This window comes from Delftia tsuruhatensis NBRC 16741 (assembly GCF_001571325.1).
GTDB lineage: Bacteria > Pseudomonadota > Gammaproteobacteria > Burkholderiales > Burkholderiaceae_C > Comamonas > Comamonas tsuruhatensis.
This window is the reverse complement of record NZ_BCTO01000040.1, coordinates 88,318-101,600: the sequence shown is the minus strand read 5'-3', so window position 1 is coordinate 101,600 and position 13,283 is coordinate 88,318. Positions and strand designations below refer to the sequence as shown.

At 65.8% G+C, this 13,283-nt stretch carries 13 protein-coding genes; 9 read left to right on the top strand and 4 right to left on the bottom strand.

Translation table 11 applies throughout. From position 1 onward, the window contains the following. The 3 genes from DTS01S_RS29840 to DTS01S_RS30610 all read right to left on the bottom strand — a co-directional run. The coding region (locus DTS01S_RS29840; RefSeq protein ID WP_255247327.1) for a response regulator at positions 1 to 715 on the bottom strand (715 nt) is incomplete at its 3' end. 73 nt (positions 716 to 788) lie between these two features. Next, the gene (locus DTS01S_RS30615) at positions 789 to 956 is read right to left on the bottom strand and encodes a hypothetical protein (RefSeq protein ID WP_156493777.1); all 168 of its coding nucleotides are present in this window, start codon (positions 954 to 956) and stop codon (positions 789 to 791) included. A 335-nt stretch (positions 957 to 1,291) separates the two neighbouring features. Further along, the gene (locus tag DTS01S_RS30610) at positions 1,292 to 1,513 is read right to left on the bottom strand and encodes a hypothetical protein (protein WP_139223790.1); all 222 of its coding nucleotides are present in this window, start codon (positions 1,511 to 1,513) and stop codon (positions 1,292 to 1,294) included. Between DTS01S_RS30610 and dusA the strand changes: the two genes are divergently transcribed. The 3 genes from dusA (at position 1,512) to DTS01S_RS19765 (ending at position 4,770) form a co-directional block, all read left to right on the top strand. Next, complete coding sequence (gene dusA / locus DTS01S_RS19775; protein ID WP_016445948.1) at positions 1,512 to 2,489, top strand: tRNA dihydrouridine(20/20a) synthase DusA; 978 nt, start codon at positions 1,512 to 1,514, stop codon at positions 2,487 to 2,489. The genes DTS01S_RS30610 and dusA overlap by 2 nt on opposite strands. Positions 2,490 to 2,656: 167 nt before the next feature. Beyond that, on the top strand, positions 2,657 to 4,030 hold the full coding sequence (locus DTS01S_RS19770) for a polyhydroxyalkanoate depolymerase (RefSeq protein ID WP_016445947.1): 1,374 nt from the start codon (positions 2,657 to 2,659) through the stop codon (positions 4,028 to 4,030). Between the two features lie 23 nt (positions 4,031 to 4,053). Then, positions 4,054 to 4,770: an RnfABCDGE type electron transport complex subunit B gene (locus tag DTS01S_RS19765; protein ID WP_017405044.1), complete on the top strand. Its 717-nt coding sequence runs from the start codon at positions 4,054 to 4,056 to the stop codon at positions 4,768 to 4,770. 36 nt (positions 4,771 to 4,806) lie between these two features. Here the strand turns inward: DTS01S_RS19765 and DTS01S_RS19760 are convergent, their stop codons facing one another. Beyond that, positions 4,807 to 6,345, bottom strand: a complete 1,539-nt coding sequence (locus DTS01S_RS19760) for a methyl-accepting chemotaxis protein (RefSeq protein WP_016445945.1) — start codon at positions 6,343 to 6,345, stop codon at positions 4,807 to 4,809. 188 nt (positions 6,346 to 6,533) lie between these two features. Here DTS01S_RS19760 and dapC point away from each other — a divergent pair, with 188 nt between their 5' ends. The 6 genes from dapC to DTS01S_RS19730 all read left to right on the top strand — a co-directional run bounded on the left by dapC (position 6,534) and on the right by DTS01S_RS19730 (position 13,221). Further along, on the top strand, positions 6,534 to 7,739 hold the full coding sequence (gene dapC / locus DTS01S_RS19755) for a succinyldiaminopimelate transaminase (protein ID WP_026062293.1): 1,206 nt from the start codon (positions 6,534 to 6,536) through the stop codon (positions 7,737 to 7,739). A 51-nt stretch (positions 7,740 to 7,790) separates the two neighbouring features. Next, on the top strand, positions 7,791 to 8,615 hold the full coding sequence (gene dapD / locus DTS01S_RS19750) for a 2,3,4,5-tetrahydropyridine-2,6-dicarboxylate N-succinyltransferase (protein WP_012205450.1): 825 nt from the start codon (positions 7,791 to 7,793) through the stop codon (positions 8,613 to 8,615). A 180-nt stretch (positions 8,616 to 8,795) separates the two neighbouring features. Continuing rightward, the gene (locus DTS01S_RS19745) at positions 8,796 to 9,965 is read left to right on the top strand and encodes a PilT/PilU family type 4a pilus ATPase (protein ID WP_016445943.1); all 1,170 of its coding nucleotides are present in this window, start codon (positions 8,796 to 8,798) and stop codon (positions 9,963 to 9,965) included. Positions 9,966 to 10,051: 86 nt separating this feature from the next. Further along, positions 10,052 to 11,212 carry a succinyl-diaminopimelate desuccinylase gene (gene dapE / locus DTS01S_RS19740; protein WP_016445942.1) on the top strand — a complete coding sequence of 387 codons (1,161 nt, stop codon included), beginning with the start codon at positions 10,052 to 10,054 and terminating at the stop codon, positions 11,210 to 11,212. A gap of 22 nt (positions 11,213 to 11,234) precedes the next feature. Further along, positions 11,235 to 12,212 (top strand): 50S ribosomal protein L3 N(5)-glutamine methyltransferase, encoded by a 978-nt coding sequence (prmB, locus tag DTS01S_RS19735; RefSeq protein ID WP_016453486.1) that lies wholly within the window; start codon positions 11,235 to 11,237, stop codon positions 12,210 to 12,212. 1 nt (position 12,213) lies between these two features. Next, positions 12,214 to 13,221 (top strand): LysR family transcriptional regulator, encoded by a 1,008-nt coding sequence (locus DTS01S_RS19730; protein ID WP_017405041.1) that lies wholly within the window; start codon positions 12,214 to 12,216, stop codon positions 13,219 to 13,221. The last annotated feature ends 62 nt before the right edge of the window (positions 13,222 to 13,283 follow it).

Genomic DNA, 13,283 nt, shown 5'->3' with positions numbered 1-13,283 from the left:
TCCCCCCTCGCCACTCAAGCAGATTTGAAAACATTCGGATCGATGCGACGAAGCTTTTTTTAAGTTTCCTATGCGCCTCCAACAATTCGTCGTCATGCTCATGGGCAGTCAGCTCAACAGCTGCATTTAGTTCTGCCAACTCCTTCGTCAGCGCTCTATTTTTTTGCTCTAGCCGAATATTCTCATAGCGTGTAATTTTTTGATCATTCAGTTGCTCAATGACAGCCAAAAATTGCTCACTATTCCAAGGTTTGACTATATGGCGGTGCAAGCCCAGCAACCGACCAAGGCCTTTCGTAATTGCCACGGGACTGCATTCCGAAAGAAAAATCACGAACAGATCAGGGGACTGCCCAACGAGATTTTCCAGCCACTGCCCACCATCCTTGTCAATTACACGCGTATTGCATATCAACAAATCAATTCGTCCACCAGCAAACTCAGCCAACGCTTCCGGCGCACTTGCCGCCATTCGCGTATCATATCCAGCCTGACCGAGCAACAGGCCCAACCCTGAAAAATCTTCCACCTCGCAATCAACCATCAATGCTTGCAACCGCGATTGCGGCGCGAATGATTCTTGCCTCTCTTTAACATTCATTTGGCGTGCCTCCATTTGTCTTATTCGATGCATGGCCTCGCCAATATGCCATCGAAAAGCAATGTGCAGATAGAAATTCTTTAAGATCAAATTTATCCGCTTCTCGCCACTCACTTACATCTAGCTACCATTACCCCAGTTTCGCGCAATGGATGAAATTTGCTCCAGGGAGAGCTCTCACTTGGATTCAAGGCAGTCTTGTCGGCCACGCTTGAAGCCCGGCCGCGTAGGCGGGCACCCGCGTGCGCAGCAGCTTGAGCCTGGCGCGGTCCAGCACCTGCAGCGGCGCATCAATGCCGCGCGCGGCCGAAGCATGCAGGAAGACCTGGCGCAGCCACACCATGTCATTGAGCACGGCGGCGGGCCGGCCTCGTCTTCCGTGCGCCGCTTCTTGGTGTGGCCCATCAGATCCTGCACCGTGAGCTTGGCGGCCTGGAGGTCGGCCCGACCAGAGGCCTGCAGTCGCGCGATGCCGGCCTTTTTGCAACGGCCCCACTCAGTCACGTTTTTGACCGCACTGACATAATCCCGCAGTGGCTCCCCCACTGAAATTTTCTTGCGCACGGCCTGGCGCCTGGCCAGAAGCGTGCTCCTGGTCCATCTCGTGCTCGCGCCTGCGCAGCCACCCATTGGCCAGCACTTTCCGACGGTAGGCCTGGCTTTCGCGGTGGACAAACGTGCCGTTCTCCATCAGCCGGATCTGTGCGGTGCAGGCAAGCGGGCAAGCAAGCCATCCGTGCGCTTGCGTGAAGTGATGGTCCCATCTGTTTTGCGACAGGTGAAGGATGTGGCAAAGCCAGCGAGAAAATCAGCAAAAACGGGGTTGGATGGCGAAGAACCAGGCAACGACGCCAGAGCAAAAAACCCAATCAGATCAATGACAAACGTAGAAAATAAAGCATCTTCCAGCATGTGGCGCATGTCCGTGGCGCCCATGATGGACTGGACTGACAAGCACTGCCGCTACCTGCACCGACTGCTGAGCCGCCATACCCTGCTGTATACCGAGATGGTGACCACGGGCGCACTGCTGCACGGTGATGTGCCACGGCATCTGCGGTTCGAGGCCGAGGAGCATCCGGTGGCGTTGCAGCTCGGCGGCAGCGAGCCGTCGGATCTGGCGCAGGCTGCACGGTTGGGAGCGCAGTGGGGATATGACGAGATCAATCTGAACTGCGGCTGCCCCAGCGAGCGGGTGCAGCGCGGTGCATTTGGCGCCTGCCTGATGAATGAGGCGCCGCTGGTGGCCGATTGCGTGAAGGCCATGGTGGATGTGGTGGACGTGCCTGTCACGGTGAAGCACCGCATCGGCATCGACAAGGACGAGAGCTACGAATTCGTGCGCGACTTCGTGGGCACGGTGGCCGATGCGGGATGCCGCGTGTTCATCGTTCACGCACGCAATGCCTGGCTCAAAGGCTTGTCTCCCAAGGAAAACCGCGAGATCCCGCCGCTGCGCTACGAGATCGTGGCCCGGCTCAAGCAGGATTTTCCGCAGCTGACCATTGCCATCAATGGCGGCATCAAGGCCGACGCCACCGTGCAGGAGCTGCTGCAGCAGGTCGATGGCGTGATGGTGGGGCGTGAGGCCTATCACAACCCCTGGTGGCTGGCCTCGTGGGATGCGCTGTACTACGGCGATGCTGGCGTGGAGCACACGCGCGAGTCCATCGAGGAGCAGATGGTGGCCTACATGGAGCGAGAGGCGCGCACGCACGGCACGCACTGGTATTCGATAGCCCGCCATATGTTGGGGTTGCGCAACGGGCTGGCAGGTGCGCGGCGCTGGCGCCAGGTGTGGAGCAACCACCAGTTCAAGCAGTTGCCGCCTTCAGAGGTGATGCGGCTTGCGCGCACCAAACCGGCCGAAGCGGCGCTTGCCGCCTAGCGCGCCGCACTGCATTGCAGGAATGCCGGGGGCTGGGCGGCCGCCAGCTTACAACCATCAGTCAAGCTATCACTTAAGCGACAGCATTAGAGGGGTTTTACTACCAATTTTCTTAGCGTGCTGCTGATATATTGCACTGCAACAAATCCAAACAACCCCTTGTATCCATGCTCTATCAGCTCTACGAAATCCAGCGCGCCATGGTCGAGCCCTTTGCCGATTTCGCGCAGGCTGCAGCCAAGCTCTACAGCAACCCCCACTCGCTGCTGAGCCAGGGTCCGATGTCCCAGCGCATGGCCGCCGGGTTCGACCTGTTCTACCGCCTGGGCAAGGATTACGAAAAGCCCGAGTTCAACCTGCGCAGCGTCGATGTCGGCGGCGTGGACGTGACGATCCGCGAGCGGGTCGAAGTGGACAAGCCGTTTTGCGAGCTGCGCCGCTTCAAGCGCTTCTCCGACGACACCGAGACACTGCAGACCATGCTGAGCCAGCCCGTGGTGCTGATCGTCGCGCCGCTGTCGGGCCACTACGCCACGCTGCTGCGCGATACGGTGCAAAGCATGCTGGGCGACCACAAGGTCTACATCACCGACTGGAAGAACGCCCGCCTGGTGCCGCTGGCCGATGGCGAGTTCCACCTCGACGACTACGTGAACTATGTGCAGGAGTTCATCCGCTACCTGCAGGGCAAGTACGGCCAGTGCCATGTGGTCAGCGTCTGCCAGCCCACGGTGCCGGTGCTGGCGGCCGTGTCGCTGATGGCCAGCCGTGGCGAGACGCCTCCGCTGTCCATGACCATGATGGGCGGCCCCATCGATGCGCGCCGCTCGCCGACCTCGGTGAACAACCTGGCGCAGAACCGCAGCTTCGAGTGGTTCGAGAACAATGTGATCTACCGCGTGCCCGAAGGCTATCCGGGCGTGGGTCGCCGCGTCTACCCCGGCTTCCTGCAGTACTCGGGCTTCGTGGCCATGAACCCGGATCGCCACGCCAAGAGCCACTACGACTACTTCAAGGACCTGATCAAGGGTGACGACGCCAGCGCCGAGCACCACCGCAAGTTCTATGACGAGTACAACGCCGTGCTCGACATGGATGCCGACTACTACCTCGAGACCATCGCCACGGTGTTCCAGGACTACAAGCTGGTCCATGGCACCTGGGAAGTGCGTTCGCCCGAGGACAAGGTTGAACTGGTGCGCCCGCAGGACATCAAGGGCAGCGCCCTGCTGACCATCGAAGGCGAGCTGGACGACATCTCCGGCTCCGGCCAGACGCGGGCTGCGCACGATCTGTGCACGGGCATTGCCGCGGATCAGCGCAGGCACCTTGAAGTGCCGGGCGCGGGACACTATGGGATTTTCAGCGGCCGCCGCTGGCGAGAGATCGTCTATCCGCAGGTGCGCGAATTCATCAGCACCCACCAGCCCGAGAGCGCCACCGCCGCCAGCGCTGCAGGCCATGCCAGCAGCCTGAGCGATGACGCGCCAACGGCCGCCGAGCAGCCACGCAAGCGTGGCGCCAAGGTGCAGGCAGGCTGATTCCCGAGCAAGCCCGCCACGCCATGTCCTCCACCGCCATGCTCGCCCGCGACGATCTGGCAGCGCGCATAGACGCCGCGCTGCCGCAGACGCAGTGCACGCGTTGCGGCTTCCCTGACTGCGCCAGCTACGCCCAGGCCGTGGCCTCGGGCGAGGCTGGCATCAACCAGTGCCCACCGGGCGGCGCTGCGGGCGTGGAGCGGCTGGCCGCATTGACGGGTCGGCCCGTTGTTGCGCTGAGCGCCGAGCACGGCATGGAAGCCCCGCGCACCGTGGCGGTGATCGACGAGGCCTGGTGCATCGGTTGCACCCTGTGCATCAAGGCCTGCCCCACGGATGCCATCCTGGGGGCCAACAAGTTCATGCACACGGTGATCGCAGCCCACTGCACGGGATGCGAACTGTGCATTCCCGTGTGTCCGGTCGATTGCATCGAACTGCACAACGCCAGCGGCCCGGCCACAGGCTGGTCTGCCTGGAGCCCCCAGCAGGCCGAGCATGCGCGCCAGCGCTATGTGCTGCACCGCGAGCGTGAAGTGGAGCGTGAGCGTTTGAGTGCAAGCCGGGCACCGACGCCTCTTGCGCAGGCAGAGCAGGCAGCAGCCGACGACGCCAGCCCTCAAGCACCCTGCCCCGCACCTCCCGTGGCCGAGAGCAAGCAGGCCACCATCGCCGCCATCCTGGCCCGCGCACGTGCCCAGCGCGCGGGCGGCGGTCCATCGCCGAACGCGTGCCAGTGAAGCCCGCCAGGCGGCAGTCTGCCTTCCAGGCCAAGGCTAGGCCGCCAGCGCCAGACTCTTGTAGACGCCGCATCCCCAGTACAGCCCGCCATGCTTGCAGACGAAGGACATCTTGGTCTGTACCTGTTGCGTGGCAGGGTTTCTGAAGTCGTACTCCACCCAGCCTGGGCCGCGCTCGGCCTGGGCAATGATGTCGGCCAGCAGCTGCTCACCCCGCACGCCTGGCAGCTCCTGCACGCGCACGCCCACACGCGCAGGGTTGCCGCCAAAGGCGCGGTAGCTGCCGTCGGCGGCCAGGGCGAAAACGTACATATCGCGGTCATGGAAGGGCTGGCCGGGGTCGTTCACGGCGGCCAGCAGTGCCTCGGTGGCCACTCCGCGCCGCGCCAGGCCCAGGGCCGACTCGACCAGGGCCACGGCCTCCTCCGCCGTGCCCTGCTGCAGCCGAAAGCGCGACACCGCCCCTGACAGCATCTGCGCGCGCTGCTGCAGCGCGCGTGCCTGGTCCAGCGCGTGGCCCACCATCTGCGCGTTGTGCTGGGTGATCTCGTCGATCTGGTGCACGGCGCGGCTGATCTCGGCCAGGCCCGTGCTTTGGCTGCCGGTGGACTGCGACAGCTCTCCCATGTGCTCGGCCACCTGGCGAATGCCTTCGGTCACGCGCTCCATGCCACGTCCGGCCGTGCGGATCAGTTCGGTGCTGTGCTCCACCTGGGCCAGCGCATCGCCGATCAGGTGGCGGATCTCGCGCGCCGCCTCGGCCGAGCGGCCGGCCAGGGAGCGCACCTCGCTGGCCACCACGGCAAAGCCGCGGCCCTGCTCGCCCGCACGCGCCGCCTCCACGGCAGCGTTCAGCGCCAGGATGTTGGTCTGAAACGCTATGCCGTCGATCACGCCGATGATCTCGCGCATGCGGCCGGCGCTGCTTTCAATGGTCTCCACCGACTCCACGGCGCGGCCCATGGCCACCACGCCTTCATCGGCCGCGCCGCGCACCGCGCTGGCCTGGTGGTGGACCACGCCCACCACGTCGGCGTTGTGCTGCACGGCGCTGCTGAGCTGCTCCACGCTGACCACGGTCTGGGCCAGGTTGGTGGCCTGCAGTTCGGTGCGATCGGACAGTGCCTGGTGCTCGTTCACCAGTTGTTGCCCGGCCTGCGCCACCAGGGCCGCATTGCTGCGCACATCGGCCACCATGCCCGACAGCGAGGTCACCATGCCGCCCAGCAAGGCCTTGGGCGTCTGGACGGCGCCTGCGCCCTCCTGGGAGGCCGCAGCCTCCACGGCCACGCGCTGGCTCAGGTCTCCCTGGGCGATGCCCTGCATGGCCTGCTGCAGCAATTCGCGCTCGCCGATCACCCGCGACCAGAGCCTGTGCATGCCGCCCAGCAGCAACCCGGCCCACAGCAGCAAGGCTGCCCAAACCCAGGGCCCCAGGCCCAGCGAATCGGCCACCAACGCCAGCGCCGGTCCCGCCAATGCCCACACCGTGCATACGAGGAAGCCGGCACCTGGGCCGGATGTATGCTTACGATGCCTGCTTCCATCTTTTTCCATGCCAGCGCCTGCCTGCATAGCTGTCTGCCTCTCTTGTCATTGGTATCTGGAATTCACCGTTTGCGAGGCCCCGCCACACGAGTTGGCATGGCCCCAGTCGAGACCATGCCAGAATAGGTAACAGAATGCAAAAAAGCCAGCGTGCAGACCCGCAGTCCCCTGTGACAACGGCATGCCGAAAGCGCATCAATCCATAATGCGAGCCCATGAATCCCCTGCTCTCCCGACTCCAGCCCTACCCGTTTGAGCGTCTTCGCAAACTGTTCGCCGGGGTCCAGCCACCGGCGGGCGTGCGCCCCATCAGCCTTGGCATCGGAGAGCCCCGCCATGCCACGCCGCCCTTCATCGAACAGGCGCTGAGCGCCGACCTGGGCGGCCTGGCCAAGTACCCGGCCACCGCCGGCGAGCCCGCGCTGCGCGAAGCCTGCGCCCAGTGGGCGCGCCAGCGCTACGGCATTGCGCTGGACGCCGCCGCCCAGGTGCTGCCGGTCAACGGCTCGCGCGAGGCCCTGTTCTCCTTCACCCAGGTCGTGGTGGATGCCAGCCAGGACGGCGCGCGCGTGATCTGCCCCAACCCGTTCTATCAAATCTACGAAGGCGCCACCCTGCTGGCCGGCGCCCAGCCGTACTACGCCCCCAGCGATGCCGCGCGCAATTTCGCGGTGGACTGGGACAGCGTTCCCGCCGACGTGTGGGAAAAGACCCAGCTGATCTTCGTGTGCTCTCCCGGCAACCCCACAGGCGCGGTGATGCCGCTGGCCGAATGGGAAAAGCTGTTTGCGCTGTCCGACCGCCATGGCTTCGTGATTGCCAGCGACGAGTGCTATAGCGAGATCTACTTCGACGGCACGCCTCCACTGGGCGGACTGGAAGCCGCGCAGCGCCTGGGCCGCACGGACTACAAGAACCTGCTGATGTTCACCAGCCTGTCCAAGCGCAGCAATGTGCCTGGCCTGCGCAGCGGTTTCGTGGCGGGCGATGCGGCCCTGATCAAGGCCTTTTTGCTGTACCGCACCTACCACGGCGGCGCCATGAGCCCCGTGGTGCAGACGGCCAGCATCGCGGCCTGGGCCGACGAGGCCCATGTCGAGGAAAACCGCCGCCTGTACCGCGAAAAGTTCAACCAGGTCACCCCCGTGCTGGCGCGCGTGATGGATGTGCGCCTGCCCGACGCAAGCTTCTACCTGTGGGCCGGCATTCCCGAATCGCTGGGCCTTGACGACGCCGACTTTGCCCGCGAGCTGTATGCCGCCACCGGCGTGACCGTGCTGCCCGGCAGCTACCTGGCGCGCGAGGCCAATGGCCGCAATCCGGGCGCCGGGCGCGTGCGCATGGCCCTGGTGGCCGAGACCGCCGAATGCCTGGAGGCGGCCCAGCGCATTGCACAATTCATAGAATCACGCCAGCGCTGAGCCACGCCTGGCCACCCCTTTCCTCACAAACCCTTTGATCACCAAAGCCATATGACGCAACAGCTGCAATCCATCATCGACACCGCCTGGGACAACCGTGCCAGCCTCTCCCCCGCTGCCGCCCCCAAGGAAGTGACCGAGGCCGTGGACCACGTGATCGAAGCCCTGAACAACGGCCAGCTGCGCGTGGCCACGCGCGAAGGCGTGGGCCAGTGGACCGTGCACCAGTGGATCAAGAAGGCCGTGCTGCTGTCCTTCCGCCTCAAGGACAACGTGCTGATGCAGTCCGGCGACCTGAACTTCTTCGACAAGGTGCCCACCAAGTTCGCCGGCATGACCGAGGCCGAGATCGCCGCCACCGGCGTGCGCGTCGTGCCTCCGGCCGTGGCCCGCCGTGGCAGCTTCGTGGCCAAGGGCGCCATCCTGATGCCCTCCTACGTGAACATCGGCGCCTACGTGGACGAAGGCACCATGGTCGACACCTGGGCCACCGTGGGCTCCTGCGCCCAGGTCGGCAAGAACGTGCACCTGTCCGGCGGCGTGGGCCTGGGCGGCGTGCTGGAGCCGCTGCAGGCCAACCCGACCATCATCGAGGACAACTGCTTCATCGGCGCGCGTTCCGAAATCGTTGAAGGCGTGATCGTGGAAGAGAACTCGGTGATCTCCATGGGCGTGTACATCGGCCAGTCCACTCCCATCTATGACCGTGCGACCGGCGAGACCAGCTACGGCCGCGTGCCCGCCGGCTCGGTGGTGGTGTCGGGCAACCTGCCCAAGGACAACGGCCGCTACAGCATGTACGCCGCCATCATCGTCAAGAAGGTCGATGCCAAGACACGCTCCACCACGAGCCTGAACGACCTGCTGCGCGATTGACCTGCATCCGGACCGCGCCAAAGGCGTGGTTGCGGCGCCAAAACATCCCCTGTTCAGGGGATGGACCAAGGCATACTCTCGAGGGCGTCCCCGGCCACCAGGCAGCGGACGCCCGTTTCACGTCAAAAGCGCGTGACAACGATCCAAGAACAGCGACAGCACACGAATTTGGGGGAACACATGGGCACGATGGAGAGGATTTTGCGCCTGATGGGCGAGAAGCAGGCGTCCGACGTCTACCTGGCGGTCAACGCGCCGGCGCTGATCAAGATCAACGGCGAATGCGTCCCCATCAACAACCAGCTGCTGCCGCCCGATGCGCCGCGCAGCCTGCTGGCCGAGATCGTGCCGGCCGAGCGCCTGCAGGAGCTGGACGAGACGGGCGAGCTCAACATGGGCGTGCCGCTGCGCGGCGTGGGGCGTTTCCGCGTCAGCGCCATGCACCAGCGCGGCAGCTGCGCCGTGGTGATCCGCTTCATCGCCCAGCACATCCCGCCCATGGACACGCTGAACCTGCCGCCCGTGCTGGGCGAGCTGATCATGCAAAAGCGCGGCCTGCTGCTGGTCGTGGGCTCCACGGGCTCGGGCAAGAGCACGACGCTGGCCTCAATGATCGACGCGCGCAACGAAAAGCTCACGGGCCACATCCTCACCATCGAGGACCCCATCGAATACCAGTTCCGCAACAAGCGCTCCATCGTCAACCAGCGCGAAGTGGGATCCGACACGGCATCGCTGCAGGTTGCGCTCAAGAATGCGCTGCGCCAGGCGCCCGACGTGATCCTGATCGGCGAGATCCGCGACCGCGAGACCATGTCCTCGGCCATGGGCTTTGCGCAGTCGGGCCATTTGTGCCTGGCCACGCTGCACGCCAACAACAGCTACCACGCGCTCAACCGCATCCTGTCCTTCTTCCCCGAGGAAATCCGGCCGACCATGCTGGGCGAGCTGTCGGCAGCGCTCAAGGGCGTGATCTCCCAGCGCCTGGTGCGCACCGTGGATGGCGGCCGCATGCCGGCCGTCGAGGTGATGCTCAACACCAAGCTGATCGCCGACCTCATCGAGCGCGGCAACTTCTCGGGCGTCAAGGAGGCCATGGAGAAATCCATGGCCGAAGGCTCGCAGACCTTTGAAGAGGCGCTGGCCCAGCTGATCCGCTCGGGCCGCATCGACCGCGCCGAGGGACTGGCCTTTGCCGACTCGCCCACCAACCTGATGTGGCGCCTGGAAAACGACGTGGTCAAGGCCGGCCATGCCGCGCCGTCCAGCCAGTTCGCCGAACTGGCCACGCCCGGCGAGGACGACATGCCCTCGTTCACCGAAATCATGCTGGAAGTCAAGCCGAACTGAACGGCCGGGCCTGCAGCGTTCACAATGTCGGAGCACGCTGGCGCCAGCCAGCCCTCCGACTTTTTTGTTTTTTTGACCTTCCCACCATGTCCCGCACCTTGCAACTGACCGAGCAGCTGATCAGCCTGCCATCCGTGACCCCGGAAGACGCCGGCTGCCTTGAACTCCTGGCCGATGCCCTGCTGCCCATGGGCTTTGCCTGCGAGCGCATCGACAGCGGCCCCGACAGCTTTCGCGTGCGCAATCTCTGGGCCAGGCGCTCCGGCGCAGGCACCGACCGGCCCGTGCTGGTCTTTGCCGGTCATACCGACGTGGTGCCCACCGGCCCCCTGGAGCAGTGGAGCAGCCCTCCCTTCGTGCCCACGCACCGCGACGGCAAGCTCTACGGCCGCGGCGCCAGCGACATGAAGACCTCCATCGCCGCCTTTGTCGTGGCACTGGAGGAGTTCCTGGCCGAGACGCCAACTCCCTCCTTCGACATTGCCCTGCTGCTGACCAGCGACGAGGAAGGCCCTTCGGTGGACGGCACCAAGGTCGTGGTCGAGTTGCTGCGCGAGCGCGGCGAGCGCCTGGACTGGTGCATCGTGGGCGAGCCCACCTCCGTGGACCGCACGGGCGACATGATCAAGAACGGCCGCCGGGGCACCATGAGCGGACGCCTCACCGTCAAGGGCATCCAGGGCCACATCGCCTACCCGCAGCTGGCGCGCAACCCCATCCACCAGGCCCTGCCGGCCCTGGCCGAACTGGCCGCCACGCGATGGGACGAGGGCAACGCCTTCTTCCCGCCCACCAGCTGGCAGATCAGCAACATGCATGGCGGCACGGGCGCATCCAACGTCATCCCCGGCCATGTGACCATCGACTTCAACTTCCGCTTCTGCACCGAGTCCACGGCCGAATCGCTGCAGCAGCGCGTGCACGCCGTGCTGGACCGCCACGGGCTGGAGTACGAGCTGGCCTGGACCATCGGCGGCCAGCCCTTCCTGACCACGCCAGGCACGCTGGTGAACGCCGTGCAGGCGGCCATCCGCGCCGAGACCGGCCTGGAGACCGAGCTGTCCACCACGGGCGGCACCAGCGACGGCCGCTTCATCGCCCAGATCTGCAGCCAGGTCGTGGAAGTGGGCCCGCCCAACGCCAGCATCCACAAGATCGACGAGCACATCGTGGTGGCCGACATCGAGCCCCTCAAGAACATTTACCGCCGCACGCTCCAGGAGCTGCAGCGCCAGCAGGCCGCCTGAACGCGCGCCCAAGGAGCCGACGATGACATCCGCCCCCACCCCTGCCAATATTCCCGCCATCTCGGGCAGCACCATCGCCGACCTCGTGGCCTCGGGCGCCGCGGCGCTCACGGCGGCCGGCGTGGCCTTTGGCCACGGCACGGCCACGGCCGAAGACGAATCGGCGTGGCTCACGCTCTGGAAGCTGGGCCTGCCACTGGACAGCGAACTGGCGCCGGGCGCGCCCGAGTCCCTGGCCAGCCAGCCGGTGAGCGCCGAGCAGCAGGCCGAAGTGGCCGAGCTGTTCGCAGAGCGTATCCGCACACGCAAGCCCGCCGCCTACCTCACGCGCGAGGCCTGGCTGCAGGGCGTGCCCTTCTACGTGGACGAGCGCGCCATCGTGCCGCGCAGCTTCATTGCCGAACTGCTGGCCGACGGCAGCATCGACGGCTGGCTGTCCGACCGCACGCGCCGCGTGCTGGACCTGTGCACCGGCAACGGCAGCCTGGCCTGCCTGGCGGCCATGGCCTGGCCCGAGGTCGAGGTCACGGGCGCCGACATCTCGGCCGACGCGCTGGCCGTGGCCCGCATCAACGTGGACCGCCATGAGCTCGCCGAGCGCGTGCAACTGCTGGAGAGCGACGGCCTGGCCGCCCTGCCCGGCCCCTGGGACCTGGTGCTGTGCAACCCGCCCTATGTGAATGCCGACAGCATGTCGCGTCTGCCTGCCGAATACCAGGCCGAGCCCGAGCTGGCGCTGGCCGGTGGTGCCGACGGCATGGACTTCATCCGCCGCCTGCTGCAGGACCTGCCCTCGCGCCTGGCCAAGGAAGGCGTGGTCGTGCTGGAAATCGGCAATGAAAAGGACTTCTTCGAAGCCGCCTTCCCCGACCTGCCCGTGTTCTGGCTGGACACCAGCTCGGGCGACGAGCAGGTGCTGCTGATCACCCAGGAGGCACTGCGCGCCTGGACCGAAGGCGATATCGAGGCCCTGCGCCCCACCTACCGCCCCCTGGGCTGAGATGGACCTGCGGGCGCTGCGCTACTTCATCGCCGTGCTGGAGGCTGGCAGCCTCTCGCGCGCCGCGCACTCGCTGTACGTGGCCCAGCCCGCGCTCACGGCGCAGATCAAGAAGCTGGAAGGCGAGCTGGGTGCGCAACTGCTGGAGCGCAGCCACGCCGGCGTGACCCCCACCCCGGCCGGCGCGCAGCTGTACGAGGACGCCCGCCGCCTGCTGTCCGACGCCGATGCCATGCGCGAGCGCATACAGCGCCTGCCCCAGGGCCCCGAAGGCTCGGTCACCATCGCCCTGCCCTTTTTGCTGACCAGCCTGCTGGCAGGCCCCCTGATTGCCAGCCTGCGCCACAGCCACCCGCGCATACGCATCTTCGTGCTCGACGACCTCAGCCTGATGGTGCAAAAGGCCATGCTGGACCGGCGCGCCGACCTGGCCATTCTTGTGGACACGGCCAGCCTGCATGACCTGCAGGTGCAGCCCATGGCAGAGGAATCCATCTACGTCTGCGGCCAGGATGTCGATGGCAGCGTCGCCCCGCTGCTGCGCCCGGCGCCGGACGGCGGCCTGCCGCACATGGACTTTGCCCATGCCTGCCAGCTGCCGCTGGTGCTGCAGTCGCGCCGCTTTTCCATCCGCCAGACCGTGGAGGCCGCCGCCGATGCGCGGGAGCTGCGGTTGAACATCGTCCACGAACACGATTCCGCGCGCGTCATCCGCTCGCTCTACCACTGCGGCGCGGGCTTCACCTTCACGCCCGCCTGCTCGCTGAGCGATGCGCCCGCCTGGCTGCGCGAGGGCGCCAAGGCGGCGCCCACGGGCCTCCAGCCCGGCTGGATCGTGGCCCAGGTCGCGGCGCCCGCGCTGCTGCGCCGCTACTTCCTGGCCGTGCAGGCCAACCGCGGCGGTGACCCGGCACTGAAGGTGGTCCGGCAGGCACTGCTGGACCAGGCCCGGCAACTGATCACGGCGGGCCTCTGGCAGGCGCGCTGGCAGCATCCGCAGCAGATGTGATGCAGCAGCCCAGCGTAGTGCGGCAGTCCGATGGTCATCAGCAAAAACGGCAAGGGTTGGTC